Source organism: Fusibacter sp. 3D3 (assembly GCF_001748365.1).
GTDB lineage: Bacteria > Bacillota > Clostridia > Peptostreptococcales > Acidaminobacteraceae > Fusibacter_A.
Genome location: NZ_BDHH01000002.1, coordinates 245,660 through 265,375, shown reverse-complemented (window position 1 = coordinate 265,375; position 19,716 = coordinate 245,660). Strand labels below are relative to the sequence as shown.

At 38.8% G+C, this 19,716-nt stretch carries 17 protein-coding genes and 1 other annotated feature; of the genes, 13 read left to right on the top strand and 4 right to left on the bottom strand.

Annotated features, from left to right (window positions below; translation table 11 throughout):
• Positions 1–5 precede the first annotated feature (5 nt).
• Positions 6–1,451, bottom strand: a complete 1,446-nt coding sequence (locus F3D3_RS03210; protein ID WP_069871151.1) for a SpoIIE family protein phosphatase — start codon at positions 1,449–1,451, stop codon at positions 6–8.
• Positions 1,452–1,567: 116 nt separating this feature from the next.
• Here F3D3_RS03210 and F3D3_RS03205 point away from each other — a divergent pair, with 116 nt between their 5' ends.
• Complete coding sequence (locus F3D3_RS03205; protein WP_069871149.1) at positions 1,568–1,930, top strand: hypothetical protein; 363 nt, start codon at positions 1,568–1,570, stop codon at positions 1,928–1,930.
• Between the two features lie 5 nt (positions 1,931–1,935).
• Here F3D3_RS03205 and F3D3_RS03200 read toward each other — a convergent pair whose 3' ends face one another.
• Positions 1,936–2,526 carry a flavin reductase family protein gene (locus F3D3_RS03200; protein WP_069871147.1) on the bottom strand — a complete coding sequence of 197 codons (591 nt, stop codon included), beginning with the start codon at positions 2,524–2,526 and terminating at the stop codon, positions 1,936–1,938.
• A 525-nt stretch (positions 2,527–3,051) separates the two neighbouring features.
• Between F3D3_RS03200 and F3D3_RS03190 the strand changes: the two genes are divergently transcribed.
• From F3D3_RS03190 to leuS, 4 genes are all read left to right on the top strand, one after another.
• Positions 3,052–5,001 carry a hypothetical protein gene (locus tag F3D3_RS03190; protein ID WP_069871144.1) on the top strand — a complete coding sequence of 650 codons (1,950 nt, stop codon included), beginning with the start codon at positions 3,052–3,054 and terminating at the stop codon, positions 4,999–5,001.
• Between the two features lie 56 nt (positions 5,002–5,057).
• On the top strand, positions 5,058–5,303 hold the full coding sequence (locus tag F3D3_RS03185; RefSeq protein ID WP_069871142.1) for a hypothetical protein: 246 nt from the start codon (positions 5,058–5,060) through the stop codon (positions 5,301–5,303).
• Between the two features lie 85 nt (positions 5,304–5,388).
• Complete coding sequence (locus F3D3_RS03180) at positions 5,389–5,646, top strand: YkuS family protein (RefSeq protein WP_069871141.1); 258 nt, start codon at positions 5,389–5,391, stop codon at positions 5,644–5,646.
• A gap of 57 nt (positions 5,647–5,703) precedes the next feature.
• Positions 5,704–5,912 (top strand) — a binding site (T-box leader).
• A 122-nt stretch (positions 5,913–6,034) separates the two neighbouring features.
• Complete coding sequence (leuS, locus tag F3D3_RS03175) at positions 6,035–8,443, top strand: leucine--tRNA ligase (RefSeq protein ID WP_069871139.1); 2,409 nt, start codon at positions 6,035–6,037, stop codon at positions 8,441–8,443.
• Between the two features lie 165 nt (positions 8,444–8,608).
• On the opposite strand, the gene F3D3_RS03170 is transcribed toward leuS, so the two are convergent.
• Positions 8,609–9,874: an NAD(P)-dependent oxidoreductase gene (locus F3D3_RS03170; protein ID WP_069871138.1), complete on the bottom strand. Its 1,266-nt coding sequence runs from the start codon at positions 9,872–9,874 to the stop codon at positions 8,609–8,611.
• 262 nt (positions 9,875–10,136) lie between these two features.
• Here F3D3_RS03170 and F3D3_RS03165 point away from each other — a divergent pair, with 262 nt between their 5' ends.
• The 8 genes from F3D3_RS03165 to F3D3_RS03130 all read left to right on the top strand — a co-directional run bounded on the left by F3D3_RS03165 (position 10,137) and on the right by F3D3_RS03130 (position 18,532).
• On the top strand, positions 10,137–12,716 hold the full coding sequence (locus F3D3_RS03165) for a heavy metal translocating P-type ATPase (RefSeq protein ID WP_069871136.1): 2,580 nt from the start codon (positions 10,137–10,139) through the stop codon (positions 12,714–12,716).
• On the top strand, positions 12,716–12,979 hold the full coding sequence (locus F3D3_RS03160; protein ID WP_069871134.1) for a metal-sensing transcriptional repressor: 264 nt from the start codon (positions 12,716–12,718) through the stop codon (positions 12,977–12,979). The genes F3D3_RS03165 and F3D3_RS03160 overlap by 1 nt, the downstream gene beginning before the upstream one ends.
• Positions 12,980–13,100: 121 nt before the next feature.
• Complete coding sequence (locus F3D3_RS03155; protein ID WP_069871132.1) at positions 13,101–13,925, top strand: histidinol-phosphatase HisJ family protein; 825 nt, start codon at positions 13,101–13,103, stop codon at positions 13,923–13,925.
• 106 nt (positions 13,926–14,031) lie between these two features.
• Positions 14,032–14,871, top strand: a complete 840-nt coding sequence (locus F3D3_RS03150; protein WP_069871131.1) for a mechanosensitive ion channel family protein — start codon at positions 14,032–14,034, stop codon at positions 14,869–14,871.
• A 55-nt stretch (positions 14,872–14,926) separates the two neighbouring features.
• The gene (locus tag F3D3_RS03145; RefSeq protein WP_069871129.1) at positions 14,927–16,375 is read left to right on the top strand and encodes a DEAD/DEAH box helicase; all 1,449 of its coding nucleotides are present in this window, start codon (positions 14,927–14,929) and stop codon (positions 16,373–16,375) included.
• 125 nt (positions 16,376–16,500) lie between these two features.
• Entirely contained in the window at positions 16,501–17,103 is a 603-nt protein-coding gene (locus F3D3_RS03140; RefSeq protein ID WP_069871127.1) for a 50S ribosomal protein L25, read from the top strand.
• Positions 17,104–17,376: 273 nt separating this feature from the next.
• Positions 17,377–17,898 carry a peroxiredoxin gene (locus F3D3_RS03135; RefSeq protein ID WP_069871125.1) on the top strand — a complete coding sequence of 174 codons (522 nt, stop codon included), beginning with the start codon at positions 17,377–17,379 and terminating at the stop codon, positions 17,896–17,898.
• A gap of 304 nt (positions 17,899–18,202) precedes the next feature.
• Complete coding sequence (locus tag F3D3_RS03130) at positions 18,203–18,532, top strand: nucleoside triphosphate pyrophosphohydrolase (protein WP_069871124.1); 330 nt, start codon at positions 18,203–18,205, stop codon at positions 18,530–18,532.
• A 62-nt stretch (positions 18,533–18,594) separates the two neighbouring features.
• On the opposite strand, the gene F3D3_RS03125 is transcribed toward F3D3_RS03130, so the two are convergent.
• Complete coding sequence (locus F3D3_RS03125) at positions 18,595–19,713, bottom strand: Card1-like endonuclease domain-containing protein (protein ID WP_069871122.1); 1,119 nt, start codon at positions 19,711–19,713, stop codon at positions 18,595–18,597.
• Between the last annotated feature and the right edge of the window lie 3 nt (positions 19,714–19,716).

Sequence of the window (19,716 nt, the reverse complement as noted above, 5' to 3'; positions counted from 1 at the left end):
GTATGTCACAAGAACTCTATTTTACAGATGGTGATGTCATCGTTGATATGCTGATTTTTGGAAAAGGAATGCATAATACCTTCATAAAATTTTTGATTGCCAAGGTGTGAAATGGATTCGTCTAAGATATCAAGTGCCACTTCATAGGGGATGTTATTGGTTTCAAATAGACCATCCGTAAAGCATAATAGACGTTGAATTGGCGATAATGCCAACTTGTAAGATTCAAAGAGATTCTCTTCTAAAACGCCTAATAGCATGTTGTTAGAGGCTAAATGGCTTATTTCGCCTGTCTTAGCTTTGATAATGAGGTCAGGATGCCCAGCATTGATCACTTTTAATTCATCGTTGCGCAGATCGAATTCTAAAAAGAGACCGGTGACAAAAAGACTCCTATCGTTCTCGAAAGTGTTGACATCACAGAGTAATTTGTTAATTGCTTTGACCGAATCCCCTAAGGATTTAAAATGGATATAGTCTTTAAACATTTGCGTCAATGTGATTGCCACAAGGGCAGAAGAAACACCGTGCCCCATAACATCAATAAGTGCAAAATGATATGTTGTGGGACTGGTTTTATTAAAATAGATAAAATCGCCACCAATTTCGTTGTAATGAATCATATGATAATTAAAATGCAAAATTTCATCTTCAAGTGGCAATGGGAGTAGAGAATCTAGGACAGTCCGAGCCAATTTGACCTCTTGAGAAAGATGATCGAGCAATAATTTTTCTCGGGTGATATTCTTGCCGATTTTTAAGTATTTTTCAATATTGCCATGCCCGTCTTTGATGGGGCTAATGGTGGCTTCTTCATAAAAAAGAGTATGATCTTTACTCTTGTTGATAAAGATGCCCTCCCAGACCCTGCCACTGGTGATCGTAAGCCATAAGTCTTTATAAAAAGCATCATCATGAAAATCACTCTTAATAAGTCGGGGCGAGTTCGAAATAAGTTCAGAACTATTGTAACCACATAATGATTGAAAATAGTCATTGGCATATATAATATTGCCATCAAGATCGGCTATGACAATTGAATTTTGAGCATTTTTTAACAGGTTGTCCAAAATCTTATGTTCAGAATGATACAATACACGGTTCATGTAGTTGAAGAGAAAGCTAGAGAGTTCATTGTTTAAAAGGGGCCTTTTTAATATGGTGATTTGTATGTGTTCTGCGAAAAGTTTAAATATAAACTCATCCACAGGCACATCGATCAATAGAATTTCTTCATAGTATTTTTTAAAATCAATAATGTGCTCTATTTTTTTAAATTGCTCATAGCGCCCTATGAGCAAATCATACTTACATTCGGGTTTTTGACCTTCTATAACTGTTGAAAAATGAAAATGGACATCCCCGAAGTGCGTTAAAAGAGTGTCCTTAACATAGGGCTCAACATGGCACGCCTCTATAAAATCAATATAAAAATGGTTTGCTTTAAGCATAGGGAACTCCATTATAGTAGTGGGTTAAAATCATCTGTAGAGGTTAATTTTTTTACTTTAGAGGGTTGATGATTATTGTTATGAAAATTGCGTATAAATACCTTAAGAGGTGGGTTATGAGACTTAAGGAGATAGAGCGTCATATCTATTACTTGCAATTAGAGGATAAAAGCATTATGGATCAAAATGAACTCATGGTCAAGATGCTTAGAAAAAAATATGGAGAGTCGAAATCCAATTATCTCATTTTGGATATTACAGAAACAGAGGTAATTGATCACAACTTGATTTGTTTTGTGCTCGAATTGTCAAAATTGTTGGCTTATCGACCTCAAAATTTGATTTTGATTGATCCAATGGAGCGATTTTCAAGGCACTTGGCCATGCTACATCTCAATGGGATTATTGAAAGCTTTGTAAATTTTGAAGCAGCAGTTTCGTTTATAAAATCAAAATCGACTGCAGCAATACCTGTCTAAGGACATTATTTTCTGGGACGTTTCTTTTTAGGCTTTGTTTTTTTTGCCACTGAATAGCCAAAAGTGCCCAGCAAACTGCCTAAACTGTAATATGCGCCATGGCTATAACAGATCATTTCAGCTAAATCGAGTCTGAGCTTCCCTGTTTTATCAAGATAGTGGTCGTCGATCGTAACACTGACCACTTCAGCTAAAAACATATCATGAGAACCCAGTTCTTTGATTTCTTTGACCACACATTCGACATTGACAGGTGATTCAAGAATAGAAGGTGCTTTGACCTTGTTAGAGGCAACTGGTGTTAAACCGGTTGTCTCAAATTTATTGATGTCTTTTCCAGATTTTACCCCGCAGTAATCTGTAGCGTGTACCAAGGATTTTGTGGTTAGATTGATGACAAAACACTGACCTTCTTTGATCAAATCGTAAGAATAACGTTCTTTACGAATGGATACATAGGTCATGGGTGGATTGGTACAGATCGTCCCAGTCCATGCGATGGTAATGATATTAGGTGATTCCAGTGTGCCACATGTGACCATAGCAGCAGGAACAGGATAGACCATGGTTCCCGGTTTCCAAGTAATTTTTCCCATTTAAAGCCGTCCTTATATTAAGATTAGATTAAGCACCTTCATTATATCATATTTTATTTGCAAGCCTAAAGAACTTGTGTATAATAAAGGTATATCGTGTTTAAATAAGTCAAATTTTAAGAGGTATTTTGATGAGTGTTCAGGTTCTAAACCAATAACTTGATATTGTGAGTAAAATGGTGCCCCGAAAGGGTTTTTTGCTGTACCGTTTTACCCATTCAGTTTTGTTTAGAACACCATTACAATTCCTGTAATTGCCGTGCTCAGCACGGTTTTTTTGTACCCAAAATCATGAGTTTTCGTCCTGCTTTTAGCAGGCGTGTTTAAGCTGAGTACCGCAATCAGGCGAAGCGAATCGCGATAAAACCATGTAGTGGTGCACAAAAATGCATTTTGATATGCGATGAAGGGCGTAGATGTGATTCTACGTCCTTTTTTGTGTTCAAAAATCATTACAGGAGTCCCTTTGAGAGATCGAAACAATCGTAAAATGACCTAGTGAAATGACCTAAAGGAGGTATTACCATGAATAAAGCATTAGAATTTAATAGGATTATCGAAAAATTAAAACAACTTGCAATCTCAGAAGCTGCAAAGTCTCAAATAGAGGCGCTTAACCTCATGACAGATCCTGTGCAGATACAGAGACATTTAAAAGAGACCAGCGAAGCCAATGAAGTCTTAAAAATAAATACAAGTGTTCCGCTCAATGGTCTTGAAGGCATTCGAAGTGGATTGGCTAAACTCAAGCGGCAAGAAATTTTGAGGCCTAATGAACTTGAGTCAGTGGCTTATTTTTTAAAAGACTGTCAACGTATGACACGATTTATGAAAGATAAAGCGTTTGCGGCACCTCAAATCGTTACGTATGCCACAGGACTAGCAGAACTTGAACCTATTTCAGAAGCCATTTCAAATGCCATTGCCAATGGTCAAGTGTCGGATCATGCGTCACAGTCACTTTATAAGATCAGACGCAAGATTGGCGATGTGGAGGATCGCATTAAACAAAAATTAAATCAGTATTTAACAGGCGCGGGGTATCAGCATATGTTTTCAGACGCCATTGTCAGTCAAAGAGATGGTCGATATGTAGTGCCCATTAAGAGCGAGCATAAAAAAGCCTTTGATGGACAAATACGCGATCGATCGAGATCGGGCGGGACTCTTTTCATAGAACCAGCAGCGGTGCAAAAATTACAATCCGAATTGACCGAATTAAGAGGGGATGAAGAGCAAGAGGTCTATAGAATTTTATCGACTTTGAGCAATCAAATTGCAGCTGAAATGAGGGCACTTGAACTCAATTATGAAATTATGACTCACTATGATTTTATATTTGCCAAGGGAAAGTTGAGCAGACAAATGGCTGGGATCCCTGCACTTCTAACCCAAGAACATGAAATTCAAATCATCAATGGGCGGCATCCACTTTTAGAGGAAAAGGCAGTTCCGCTTAATCTCACAATAGCCTCGCCTAAGAAACACTTGGTCATAACAGGCCCCAATACTGGTGGCAAGACTGTTACAATGAAGACGGTGGGATTGTTTGTGCTGATGACACAGGCTGGACTGCATGTACCTTGTGAGACGGGCACTGTGTTGCCCATTTATGATCAAGTATTGTGTGACATAGGGGATGGGCAGAGTATTGCTCAGAATTTGAGCACTTTTTCTGCCCATATCACGAATATTATTAAGATTATCGAAAGTACTACGCCCAACAGTTTGATTATATTAGATGAAATAGGCGCGGGAACTGATCCCACAGAGGGGATGGGGATAGGCATTGCAGTGCTCGAAGCTTTAAGCCATAAATCTGCGACCATACTTGCTTCCACACATTACAATGAAATAAAAGATTTTGCCAACAAGCATCCTCTGTTTTTAAACGGCAGCATGGCTTTTAATTTGATGTCCCTTAAACCTGAGTATAAACTCATAATAGGTGAATCTGGTGACAGTAATGCTTTGCTAATTGCACTTCAATTGGGGATGAGCCAGAACCTCATCGAGCGTGCACATGAGATATCTTATAAGACTAAAAAAGATTACCAAGCGGTTCATGAAGAACTCAAACAGTTTGAATCGCATCCAAAAGAGGTTCATCCAAAAGAAGTTTATACGAAAGAGGTACATTCAAAAGTAAGCATTGAACCAAAGTCATCCACAAAACTAGTGAAACGCAAGCCGTCTAAATTTCAGATGGGCGATTCTGTTTACATTCACACCATGAAACGCAATGGCATTGTTGTGGAGACCGAAGATCAAAGAGGTGATATAACAGTTCAAGTCATGAATAAAAAATTTAAAGTAAACCATAAACGCTTATCACTTCATATCAAATCAGATGAACTCTATCCTGAAGATTACGACATGGATATTGTCACGAAATCTAAAGCATATAGAAAGAAAGCAAAACGGGTTCGTAAAGGTAAAGACGAGATTTTAATAGTGCCCAATGCACTTGAATAAAAAGCACCATGTCCCAAATGCATTTAATATCAAAAAACTGAGGAGGAGATCAAATCGTGAGTCCAGTGGATGCTAGAGGCAAATTAGAAGAGGGATTCTTTGACTATACTGTATCAAAGAATGGGAAAGTATTCATCAGTTGGTATGGGAAAGAGGTCATGATTTTAAAAGATCAGGCGAGTAAAAAACTTTTAGAAAAACTTGAGAATGCTTCAGAGTATGATGTTCAGCTGATTTTAGCCAAGGTTACAGGAAACTTTAAAAGAGGAAATGAGAAAAAAGCAAAAAAATTGAAGCGTTAAAAAATAGACACAGAAACTTTTGTATTGCAGTGATTGAGAAGAATATTTGGGTAAATATTTAATATTATATTTTGGAGGTGGCGTTATGAAAATAGCTGTACAGACAGGGTTAAATAATATCATGGAAACACTAAAAAACAAAGGCTACACTGTGGTGCCATATAGAGATGGTGGAACCGATATCAAAGTGACGATTATAAACGATGTAGATGAGGAATATGAAGAAATTGAACCTGTCAGTTTCATGGGGGAAGGTGAAAGTTCAATGGTAGTCATAGATGCGACTAAGCTATCTCAAGAGCAAGTTGTACACTATGTAGAAAAATATGCCCCTATGGCATAAGGAAATGCGTTCTTGACTTGAAATTAATCAGAGATTATATTATAATACAAGGCATAATGGAAAGCGTTGAAGAGAAGTAGTAAGATTGTATTATAGATAGAGAGCCTCTGGTTGGTGAAAAGTGGTTATAAGAAAATCTGAACTCGTCTTGGAGCTGTTGGCATGAATTAAGTAGTGTCAAACGGATGACCTCGATATCGGTTAATAAGTGGATGCTTCGATAGAAGTATCAATTAGAGTGGTAACGCGAGCCCTTCGTCTCTAAACGAAGGGCTTTTTTTCTGCAATAAATTCGCAATTCTGTGCTTTGAGAAGGATGCATATCAGGAATGGATTCAAACAAGATTTAAAAAAGATACATCAAGAGAAGATAGGAAGGAGATTTATCATGCACGATTATCAACATAAAGCCGTCGAAAAGAAATGGCAAGCAAAATGGGATGAGAAAGAAAGTTTTAAAGCTTATAATGATTACACAAAGCCTAAATATTATCCGTTAGTAGAGTTCCCTTATCCATCAGGTCAAGGGTTACACGTAGGTCACCCTAGACCCTATACAGCACTTGACATCGTTGCACGCAAGAGAAGACTTGAAGGGTATAATGTCCTCTATACCATGGGCTGGGATGCTTTTGGTCTGCCTACAGAAAATTATGCGATCAAAAATCACATTCATCCTGCAATTGTAACCGAACAAAATATCATCCGGTTTAAAGAACAATTAAAGAGCCTTGGTCTATCGTTTGACTGGTCAAGAGAGATCAATACCACAGACCCTAATTACTACAAATGGACACAATGGATCTTTATTAAGTTGTTCGAACATGGATTGGCTTATAAGAAAGAAATGGACATCAACTGGTGTACTTCATGTAAAGTCGGCCTTGCAAATGAAGAAGTGGTTGGGGGTGTATGTGAGCGCTGTGGCGGCGAAGTTGTGAAGCGTTCTAAGTCACAATGGATGCTTAAAATCACGGAATATGCAGACCGGTTAATTGATGACCTTGACGACCTTGATTATATTGAACGCGTGAAAATTCAGCAGAAAAACTGGATTGGCAAATCGATTGGTATGGAAATCGACTTTAAAACCACGACAGGGGAAGTGCTCAGAGTCTTTACAACAAGACCTGATACGATTTATGGGGCAACTTATATGGTCATCAGTCCTGAACATCCACTCATTCAAGAGCATGCAGATCAAATTACAAATTTAGAAGCATTAAATGCTTATAGAGAAGAAGCCAAACGCAAATCCGATTTCGAAAGAACTGAAATGAATAAAGACAAAACAGGTGTCGAAATTGCGGGAATTAGTGCCATTAATCCTGCAACTCAAAAAGAAATTCCAATTTGGATCTCTGATTATGTATTGATGACCTATGGCACTGGCGCTATCATGGCGGTACCAGGGCATGATGCAAGAGACTGGGATTTTGCTAAAGCATTTAACTTGCCGATCGTAGAAGTTGTATCGGGTGGCAATGTAGAAGAAGGTGCATACACGGATAATGCCAATGGTGTGCTTGTGAATTCTGATATTATCAATGGCTTAAGAGTACCAGAAGCGAAAGAGAAAATTACAGCTTTCCTTGAGGCAAAAGGTCTTGGGGAAAAACGCATCAACTTTAAACTTCGCGACTGGGTATTTTCAAGACAGAGATACTGGGGCGAACCAATGCCGCTCGTGAGCTGTCCAACTTGTGGTTGGGTGACGATTCCAGAGTCTGAATTGCCGCTTACATTGCCAGAAGTGGCAAGTTATGAGCCTACAGATAATGGGGAGTCACCACTTGCAACTATGAAAGACTGGATCGAGACCACATGTCCAAAATGCGGTGGTCATGCACACAGAGAAACAGATACGATGCCGCAATGGGCTGGATCGAGCTGGTATTTTTTAAGATACTGTGATCCGTTTAATGACGATGCACTTGCAAGTATGGAAGCGCTTAATTATTGGATGCCTGTGGATTGGTACAATGGTGGTATGGAGCATACAACCCTTCATTTACTCTACTCTAGATTCTGGCATAAATTTTTATTCGATATCGGCGCAGTCAATACGAAAGAACCTTATGCAAAGAGGACTTCGCATGGCATGATCCTTGGTGAAAACAATGAGAAGATGTCTAAATCAAGAGGGAATGTGGTCAATCCAGATGATATTATCGAAGAATTTGGTGCGGATACGCTGAGAATGTATGAAATGTTTATCGGTGATTTTGAGAAGAGTGTGCCTTGGTCGGATAACAGCGTTAAGGGCTGTAGAAGATTTCTCGATCGTGTTTGGAATCTTCAAGACAGCATTGTCACAGGAGAGGATTATTCTAAAGCGCTTGAAACCTTAATGCATAAGACGATTAAAAAAGTTTCAGAAGATTACGAAACGCTTAAATTCAACACTGCAATTGCAGCACTCATGAGTCTTTTAAATGAGTTTAAGAAAGTGGAGCATATCAATGAAGCTGAAATGAAGACTTTCTTAATCATGCTTAATCCGGTTTCACCTCATATGACAGAAGAATTGTGGTCTGTTTTAGGATTTGAGGGCATGGTTGTCGATCAGAAATGGCCTCAATTTGATCCAGAAAAAGTCATTGATGACGTCATCGAAATGGCGGTTCAAATCAATGGTAAAGTCAGAGCGACGATTACACTTGCAATTGATGCAACGGCAGATGAAGCACATGATCTCGCCATGGCAGATGCTAAAATAATTCAATTTACGGAAGGCAAGAAGATTGTAAAAGAGATTTTTGTGCCGGGTAAAATTTATAATATTGTTGTGAAATAAAGTCGCCGTGATCCAAAATGAAAAGGGCTGTCGAGCAATAAGACCATTTAATCTAAAAGGGCATAGAAAAAGGCATAAAAAAATCGGGATACAAATTGTATTCCGATTTTTTATGCGTTCATTTAGGGTTAGAGATTGCTCAACTTTTGATTTTGGACATTCTCACTATTTGTGATTTGTCAAAGAAAGGGCTGTTTTTTTGGATTGAAGATAATCATCGATAGCAGTAGATGTCAGCTTGGAATATTTAACAGCTTCTACTACAGTTTTAGCGCCAGTGACCACATCTCCAGAAGCAAAGACGCCTTCACGTGTGGTGCGACCTGCTTCATCTGTGATGACAAACCCGTATTTTGTCGTGTCTATGTTTTTAGTATTGGCAACGATGTTATCCCGAGGACCTTGGCTTACAGAAATGATGATAGAGTCTGCTTCAATAAAACCTTGTTGGTCAGAATGCTCTTGCCATTTGGTTTCACCATTTTCATCCACATAGGCGGATGTCTCGATATATTTAAGACCAGATGCGGTGAGTTCAATAGGGGATTTAAAAAATTCAAATTTAACACCATCTGCTTGTGCGTATTGACGGTCATGCTCATTGGCGGGCATGCTTTCTAAATCTTTGCGGTATACAATACTGACATTTCGACTCCCTTGACGCAGTGCTGTACGGGCCACATCCATAGCAGAGTTGCCAGCGCCAATGATACAAACGTTATTGCCCAAATTATAAACTTCAGGATTTTTCAGATAATCGAGGCCATAATGGACATTGCCAAGGGATTCTCCTTTTATTTTGAGCTTATTGGGTTTCCAGACGCCTGTGCCAATAAAGACGGCATCATAGCCATCTTCAAATAAGTCATCCAGTGTGAGGTTGGGACCGATGAGCGTATTGGGTCTGATCATGACGCCAAGTGCCACAAGCTTCTCCTTAATACGATCCAAAATAGAGTTCGGCAATCTGAATTCGGGTACGCCATATCTTAAAACGCCCCCGATTTTATCATTCGCCTCAAAGATCGTAATATGATAGCCTTTAAGGGCAAGTGTCATCGCGATAGTGAGTCCTGCTGGACCCGCACCGATGATGGCAATCATTTGATCCTTTTTTTCAGAAATATGATAATCCATGACCGTCAAGTAGTAGTCCGATACATAGTTTTCAATAGAACTGATATGAATTGGCTGATCTTTTTTGTTTAAAATGCAATGCCCCTCACATTGTTTTTCGTGCGGACAAATGAGCGCACAAACGACGGAAAGCGGATTGTTTTCAAAGAGAAGCTTTCCAGCTTCCATAATTTGATTGTTTTCAAAGAGCCTGATAAACTCTGGAATATTTGTGGAGACAGGGCAGCCCTTAACACAAAGTGGATTTTTACATTTGAGGCAGCGTTTGGCTTCCAAAATTTCATGACGACTCACAAAGGTCACCTTCTTTCAATAATATATTATCACAGATACTACCATAGATTGTGCTTGATGTAAACGGATAATTTTTTTCAATCAAGAGGATAATGCTTCTCGTATAAGATGATAATTCTTCTCAATTGAAGTTGACAAATGATGCCTCTAGAGATATAATCATACTATAGACACCCCACCTGGGGTGTGGCATTTTGAATTTGAAATCACTGGGTATGCATTTAAATATAGATAGAAATTTAATGAGAAAAGAGGGATTGAAATGAATAATGAAAAGTACAATGTCAGTGGTATGACCTGTGCGGCATGTTCACTAGCCATTGAAAAAAGTGTGTCTAAACTGGATGGCATTACAGAGGTTAAAGTCAATCTCATTACAAATACGATGGCTGTCTCGTATGATGGTGATCTTCTAGATCCAGATGCCATCATAAAAGCGGTGGAAAAAGCAGGTTATGAGGCGGAGATGTCCATAGATGAAATCAAGATGGAGATTGAGCAAAAAAATTTGGAGGAGAAATTAGCATTTGAAAAGAGACTTAAAATCTCTTTGGTGTTTACAGTACCGCTTTTATACATCACTATGGGCCATATGCTAGGGATGCCACTACCCGCGTGGATGAGTATGCATGAGGCACCGCTTACATTTGGTCTTTTGCAGCTTCTTTTGACTTTGCCAGTGGTATATATGGGGAGAAGTTTTTACACGGTGGGTTTTAAGACCCTTTGGAAGCGCTATCCGAATATGGATTCGCTAATTGCGCTTGGCACATCGGCGGCGATCCTATACGGTCTCTTTGCGTTGAGCCAGATATGGATGGGTACTGTTAGACACGATATGGCGCTTACCATGCTCTACGTAAATGATTTGTATTTTGAATCCGCAGCCGTTATTTTAACCTTGATTACCGTGGGCAAATATCTTGAATCTAGAGCGAAAGCGAAAACATCAGATGCCATAAAGAAACTCATAGATTTGTCCCCACAAACTGCACTTTTGTTTAAAAATGAAAAAGAATATGAAATTGATATCAAAGATGTCAAAGTGGATGATATTCTCATAGTGAAACCAGGCGCAACAGTGCCTGTGGATGGCGTCATCGTCGAAGGCGAGTCCGCTATAGACGAATCCATGCTAACCGGTGAGAGTATTCCAGTTTCAAAGGGGATTGATGCTCAGGTTATAGGTGCAAGTCTCAACAAAACGGGTTATTTTAAGATGAAAGCAGAGCGCGTGGGGAGCAGTACAATGCTCTCCCAAATTATTAAACTGGTACAAGAAGCTCAAGGGAAAAAGGCGCCTATCGCAAAAATTGCCGATCAGATCAGTGGCATTTTCGTTCCCGTAGTATTGGGGTTAGCGTTACTTGGCTTTATTGTATGGATGCTTTTGGGTTACTCGTTTGTATTTTCAATGAGCATTGCCATTACAATCTTAGTGATATCGTGTCCCTGCGCGCTTGGGCTTGCAACGCCAACAGCGATTATGGTTGGAACGGGTAAAGGTGCAGAATACGGCATTTTAATAAAAGGGGGCATTGCACTCGAAAATACACATCTCATTGATACTGTGGTCCTCGATAAAACGGGCACCATCACCGAAGGCAAACCCACTGTGACAGATGTGATTTCAAATGAGCTGGCAGAAAATGATCTTTTACAAATCGTAGCCAGTATTGAACAAAAATCAGAACACCCATTGGCTGAAGGCATTCTTAGGGACGCAAGTGAGAAGGGCATCTCGATTATTGAAGTCGCCGAATTCGAATCACTTTCTGGATTAGGGCTAAAAGCAATTATAAATGAAGCACAGTGGCTCATCGGCAATGAGGCGCTTATGAAGCAAAATAAAATCAACATCGATGCATATCGTGAAGCTTTTAATCGTTTAACAGATTTGGGTAAAACGCCAATGCTCATTGCAAAAGATCAAATCCTTATGGGGGTCATCGGCATGATGGATGTCCCAAAGGTAAATAGTGAAGAAGCGATTCATGCTCTTATGGCAGCTGGGATTGAGGTTATCATGCTCACTGGCGATCATAAGAAAACGGCGGCAAGTATTCAGAGACAACTGGGTATCCCTAAAGCTTATGCAGAAGTTTTTCCGCATGAAAAGGCAAAAGTAATTGAAAAATTAATGGCAGAGGGTCGAAAAGTGGCTATGGTAGGGGATGGCATCAATGATTCCCCAGCACTTGCGCTTGCAGACATCGGCATCGCTATTGGCAATGGCACTGATATCGCCATAGAATCAGCGGATATCGTGCTCATGAAAAGTGATTTGCGAGATGTGGTCACGGCGATTGATCTCAGCCGCAAAACGATTAGAAACATCAAGCAAAATTTATTTTGGGCTTTCTTCTATAATGTTCTTGGGATTCCACTTGCAGCAGGCGTGTTCTATCTGTCGTTTGGACTCAAATTAAATCCAATGTTTGCAGCAGCGGCGATGAGCTTAAGCTCATTCACTGTAGTCACAAATGCACTTAGATTAAGAGGCTTTAAGCCAGAAAAGAAAATGCACTCTAAAGTTTTAACAGAAAATTACGAAACTTATTCTTTCAGAGATGATGAAGAACAAAATGAAACAAAACAAAATGAAACAGAAGAAAACAAGGAGGACAATCTAATGAAAAAAGAAATGTTAATTGAAGGCATGAGTTGTGGACACTGTAAGATGCGTGTGGAAAAAGCTTTAAATGCGATTGAAGGGGTACAAACAGCAGAAGTCCATTTAGATGAGAAAAAAGCATTTGTCACAATGCATTCAGAAATTGACGATGAAATCTTAAAATCAGCTGTGGAAGAGGCTGGATATGACGTATTGGAAGTGAAATAATGCCTAAAGACAGATCCGAAGTTCTTAAACTTTTAAAAACTTCAAAAGGCCAAATTGAAGGGATCATCAAAATGATTGATGATGATCGTTATTGTATTGATATTTCAAAGCAGATATTAGCAGCTCAAGCACTGCTGAAAAAAGCCAATCAAAATATTCTCAAAACACATATGGAAACCTGTGTGAAAGAAGCTTTTGAAAATAATAATGGCGATGAGAAAATTGAAGAAATCATCGGGATATTGGACAAATACTACAAGTGATTTGAATGTATCCGTTAGATTCCGGTTGAAACCGAGTCTAACTTTTGACTTTTGATGCGCTAACGCTACTTGTTTTTTGAAGAAAAGTCGAATACAATAAAAACATTCAAGGAGGCATAGCATGAAAATAGACTTTCATTCACACAGTAGTTTTTCCAATGATTCTCAAGCACCCATTGAAGATATGGTAAAAGGTGCTATAGAAAAAGGCATCACACATCTGGCATTTACAGACCATATCGATTACGATTATGACGAAGATGGTGTTACAAGTGATTGGGCTTTTGATCTGGATCAGTATTTTGAAACGATAGAATCGCTTAAAGAAAAATATCAAAGTCAAATACAGCTTCATACCGGTGTAGAGTTAGGCGTTCAGCCACATCTCGGGGAACGTTGCAATAAGCTGGTGCATCAATATGCATTCGATTTTGTCATAGCCTCACTTCACACGGTGGACCGTAAGGACCTCTATAACAAGAAGTATTTTAAAACAAGAACCCCTGAACAAGCACTCAGAGAATATTACGATTCTTACTATAATAGTGTGATACAATTAGATGATTTTAGCGTTCTGGGGCATTTGGATTTGTATTTAAGATATTGGGAACCCTTAAAATCCGAGCCGATAAAAAATTATTTTGATCAAATTGAAATGCTTTACAAACATTTGATCCAAAATGAAAAAGGGATTGAAGTTAATTCTGGTGGGTATTTTAAATACAACTTGATGAGCAATAATCCTTCAGATGACCTTTTAAAATTTTACAAGTCTCTTAAAGGAGAAGTGATCACACTTGGCAGTGATGCACATACGCCAGAGCATATTGGGACATTACATGATGACAATTTAAAAAGACTTGACGCAATTGGATTTAAGTATGTCTGTACCTTTAAGGCGATGAAGCCAGAATACCATAGCATTAAGACGCTTCTATACACATAGAGGTGTTGAAAGTGATGCGAGCGATGGCGAGTAGATATCAAAGGTCAGATAACAAAAGGTCAAATGTCAAAAAAAGGCAGACATCGAAATTTTAGGGGAGGTTAACATGGTTGCTGTAAACATGATAGAACTATTAAAAACTTGGATGATGTCATTCGGCATTAAGCTCTTCGCGGGCTTATTCATTTTGATAATCGGGTTTAAAATTGTCAATATAATTGATTATCGACTCAATAGAGGCAAAAATTTCATTAAGATTGATCCAACTCTAAAATCCTTTTTGAGTTCAGCTATGAGAATGGGTCTCAAAGCGCTTGTGATCGTGACCGCGATTGTACAAGTGGGCATTCCAATGACCTCATTTGTCGCTTTAATTGGCGCTGCAGGTCTTGCAGTGGGGTTAGCTTTACAAGGCAGTTTATCCAACTTAGCAGGCGGGGTGCTTATCATATTTTTGAGACCGTTTAGAGTAGGAGACTACATTGAAGGCAACGGTCATTCAGGGACAGTGAGAGACATCGGTCTTTTTTACACCCATCTCACAACCCCTGATAACAAAGCCGTGATTATACCCAACAGTGGTCTCGCGAACAGCTCGTTAATCAACTATAGTGAGCATTCAGAGCGCAGGGTTGATTTTAATTTTGGCGTAAGTTATGACTCGGATATTAAGACCGTTAAAAGGGTTATACTAGAAGTTATAGAACGCAATGCATTAATATTAAAAACACCTGATCCTTTTGTAAGACTTGCAAGTCATGGTGCAAGCTCTTTGGATTTTACAGTGAGAGTTTGGGTGGCGGCTGAAAATTACTGGGATGTTTTCTTCACAATTCAAGAGGACGTCAAAGAAGCCTTTGATGAAGCCGGTATCGAAATTCCATATCCACATATGGTGCTTCAGACGCAAGCACTAGATCAGAAACCGATGTCAAATAAAATATAAAGTGAGAGGGTTCGTGCGAAACTGGCCCCTCTAAACCTATAAGAAAGCGGAAAAAATGACAAATTCAAAATTTAATGATTTTGCACTAAGCGAATCTATTTTAAAGGCCGTTGCACTGATGAAGTTCGATGCGCCAACACAAGTCCAAGAGAGTATAATTCCTCTGATTCTTGATGGAAAAGACGTTATTGTGAGATCTCAAACAGGCAGTGGTAAGACCGCTGCCTTTGCAATTCCCATTTGCGAGCGCGTAGATTGGGAAGAAAATAAGCCACAAGTTATGATATTGGCACCCACTAGAGAACTTGCGATTCAGGTAAAAGATGATGTCTTCCATCTCGGCCGATTTAAGCGCATAAAAGTATCGGCACTTTATGGCAGATCGCCTTTTCGATTGCAAGAGAAAGAACTCAAACAGAAAACACATGTGGTTGTGGGGACTCCTGGAAGAGTGATGGACCATATAGAGCGCGGGACGTTAGAGACGTCCATGATTAAATATCTAGTCATTGATGAAGCGGATGAAATGCTCAAGATGGGCTTTTTTGAACAAGTGGAAGCGATTTTAAACGAACTTCCCTCAGAACGCGTCACCGTGGTGCTTTCTGCGACAATGCCCGACAACATTAAAAAACTGTGTGAAACACAACTCCGTCACCCTGTATTGATTGAAATTGAGTCCAAAGACCCTGTGATTGATAGAATTTTGCAGTATCGGATTGAGGTGGAAGAAAATCAAAAGAGAGTTCTTTTGAGAGATGTTTTAATCACAGAAAATCCAGACAGTTTAATTCTTTTTTGTAACACGCAGCAAAAAGTAGAAGACGTCTTTAGAACTTTAATGGATGCCCATTTTTTAGTGGAAAAATTGCATGGTGGCATGGAACAGACAGATCGCATCAAGGTTATGGACAAGTTTAGAAAAGGTGAATTTAGATATTTAATTGCAACGGACGTGGCGGCTCGAGGGATTGACATTGACCAAATAGAGCTCGTCATAAACTATGATGTTCCGAACAAGAGCGAGAGCTATGTGCACCGTATTGGGCGTACAGGACGCATAGGCAATACTGGCAAGGCGATTACCTTCGTATCGCCAGCAGATCAAAAGTTGCTTAGAGAGGTACATGAGTATATTAAAGCTGAGATTCCGCTGGGAGATAGGCCAAGTGAAGCGGCTATAGAAAGCAGCCAAGATGCTTTTGATGAGAAAGTATTGATCACGCCGACACCGAAGGAAATCAAAGGTGTGGATGTGAATGAAGGGATCTTAAAAATTCACATCAATGCGGGCAAGAAGACAAAAATGAGAGCGGTAGATGTGGTAGGCACACTTTGTAGCTTAGATGAAATAGAGGCGTCCGATATCGGGATCATCAATATAATGGATATTTCAACCTATGTAGAGATTCTCAACAATAAGGGAGACTATGTCCTTAAGGCTCTTCAAAACAAACCGATCAAAGGCCGGATCAGGAAAGTCAGTAAGGTCATTATAGGTTAGCGGACTGAGTATACGCTTTGATAATTTTACTTGTATTTATAAAAAACATGTATTCTGACTTAAAATAGGGTATAATAGAGAGATAGGTGTCAATTATGTAAACCTATATTGAGAGGAGTCTCATCATGAAAGTAATTTTAAGAGAAGAATCAAATAAAGAAGTGAAAAAGCAAGGTATGGTAGCTGGTGTGATTTATGGAAATGGCATTGAACCTTCAAAAATCAAAGTTGATCGTAAAGAATTCCACAAAACGTATGAAAAAATGGGTCAAAGTGCTGTATTTCCATGTGAATTCGAAGGCAAATCACATAAAGTATACATCAAAGATCTTCAACGAGAAATACTTACACCAGAAAAAATCATGCATTTTGATCTTTTAAGAGTTTCTGCAAGTGATAAAATTCACGCTAAAATTCAGATTCATATCATCGGAAAAGAACTTCTTGAGGGCAAAGGCTATGTTGTACAACAAAACACACATGAAATTGACTGTAAATATCCTATAGACGAGAGTCCGTCAGATATCACATACGATTTATCAAAAGCATCTGTTGGTGATACAGTTTTACTTTCGGCTTTAGAAATTCCAAGTTATTTAGAGATTCAAAGTGACAACGATAATGTTCAAGAACTTGTAATTGTAACTGTTTCACATCCAAAAGTTAAATTGGAAGTAGAAGATGAAACCTCAAGTGAACCAACACAATTTGTAGCAGAAAAAGAATAATGGGTACGCAAAAGAAACGCTTAGAGTCAATAGACGATAGGCGTTTTTTAATAAAATCATTAGTTTTCGTCCAGCTTAGAGTCAGGAATGTTTAACCTGCGCTAAGCGGTTAGACGAGAACGGGTCAGGCAAACAAAGTTTTGATGGATAATGATTTACAATTTCTTCACAATTGATAACTGAAATCATATTGTAATCATTACATTTTATGATATACTCTATTTAGAACAAGGCTCTTGCCTTAGTCGTATAATTTAGAGGAGGAAATTGATAATGGAAAGAATTGTAGGTCAAAATGCACCGGAGTTTAACATAGCAACAGCATTAGGAGATGGCAGTGGATTTGGACGCGTCTCATTAAGTGATTATAGAGGAAAATGGCTTGTGTTGTTTTTTTATCCGCTTGATTTCACGTTTGTATGTCCAACGGAGATCACTGCTTATTCAAAAAAATATGAGGCCTTTAAAGCTTTAGGTGCAGATGTACTCGGCGTTAGTATCGACAGTGAGCATTCACATAAAGCTTGGATTAACAGTGACCTTGGTAAACTGAATTTTCCGATTGGCGCGGATTTAACTAAAAAATTATCATCCGATTATGGTGTGCTTATTGAAGAGGCAGGGATTGCACTTCGTGGTCTCTTTATTATTGATCCAGAGGGTAAAGTGAGATACAGTGTTGTTCATGACCTTAATGTTGGAAGAAGTGTAGATGAAACGCTAAGAGTTTTAAAAGCCCTCCAAACAGGTGGTTTATGCCCAGTAGATTGGGAAGAAGGTGACACACTTTTATAACCCTTGAGGAGATGTCCCCCACTTCTCAAAGTGGGGGACATCTCCTCATTCAGTGGGAGTCCAAACTCCCACTGAATGCAATCCTGACGGATTGCGCAAGGGTTACGAAGGTAGCATAGCGGACTGAGTATACGCTTTGATGTCATGACGCAATTTAATTGAAATCCTCAAAATATAGAGTTTGTCCCTTTCCCTTGGAAGGGGATTTTTTTTATGGTAAGTATTGAGAAATTGCGTTAAAATATAAGTATAGTTAACGTGACAATAAATGAGACTCAAAGAGTACATATAAGGAGTGAGCGGTATGAAAACGATTTATCATAATAAGTTAGTGCGGGATAAGATTCCTCAAATCATTGCTGAAAGTGGTGCATTGTATGAAGTAAATAAACTTAATGAAACAGAATACCTAAATGCGCTAAAAAGTAAGCTTGTAGAAGAAGTACAAGAATACTTAGAATCAGAAAGTATTGAGGAACTTGCAGATATCTTGGAAGTTATCAAATGTTTGCAAAAAACACATAATATCTCTGAAGGCGAAATGAAACAAATTCAGAAAACGAAAGCAGAATTAAGGGGTTCATTTGAAGACCGCATCAATCTGGTTAAGGTTACAAGACAAAGAGAAGATTAATCCATTCAAAGCAGTATCATAAAAAGCTCTACGGATCAGAGGATGTCCATAGAGCTTTTGGATTATAACAACCTTTTTAGGGCTTGTATGAACGCATCGCCATCGCCATTATAATGTAATAAGTGAATGCCTAAGGCTTCGGCACGTGCGATGAGGTGAGCTTGATTTAAAGGCATTGTGGTAGCAATAATTTTAAGGGATGAATCTTCTGCAAGTTCCCCTGTGTATAGCGCAATTTCATTGAGAGAATGCTCGCTGATGTTGGCTGTATCTTTACATGAAATGATAACAAGTCGATTTCCCGAAATGCCTACCACATCGAGTTCGTTTTTTACTAGGTTTTGCTTAGTGTCCCATGAGAAGAGCACGCCTGTATTTAAATTTTCTAAAAGTTGATTTTCCTTAATCAAAGTGTAGATCATATGCTCAAACCACATACCAAATTTCATGAAGTACTCTTTAAAGTGGTGATGTGAAAAGTGAATGATTATTTTGGCGGAGGTTCTCTTGATGTGAATGATATTTTGGCTGTGGAGGAAATCAAGCCAAAGCTGAAATGCCCTTTTATCGGCTGATTCCGAGACCCAATTTTGAACAGATATAGAGGCTGATTCTGACACTGATTTTGTCAGATTTGGGCGCCTCAAAATATGTTTTACTTTAGACCAAGTCTCATAGTTTTGACCAATCCAACTCAAAATAGTGCCGTAACTTTCATGGACGTAAAATTTCTTTTCATCATGAATGATGTGACCACCAATGCTCTCAAAAAAATCTTCCAATTGGAGTTCTTCAGTTGCGATATTTTCAACTTTCGAATCCTGTAAGTGCCAAAGATCACCATCTGATTCGATGAAAAATATATTTTTATGATTTTCAGAAAGTTTTCTAAACAGTATTAAATCTTCTAGAGTATCCATGCTACTCAAAAGAAAGCCGTCTTGATCATGGATACCAGACAACAATTTTTGTACAGTATCAAAATTAGAAAAATCAATGGTCTGTAATAGCAACGTCGCTCGGCTTCTTTTTCTAATTGAAGTAAGCAAATAGTTGGGATCATAGTTCAAATGAACATTTGAGGGTACTAATAAAATGACGTGCTCTGGTCCTGTTGAGAGAATTCCCATTACTTCAAAAATAGGATGAGGCGTGAGTTTTACATAGAGTGTTTTAATCATGAA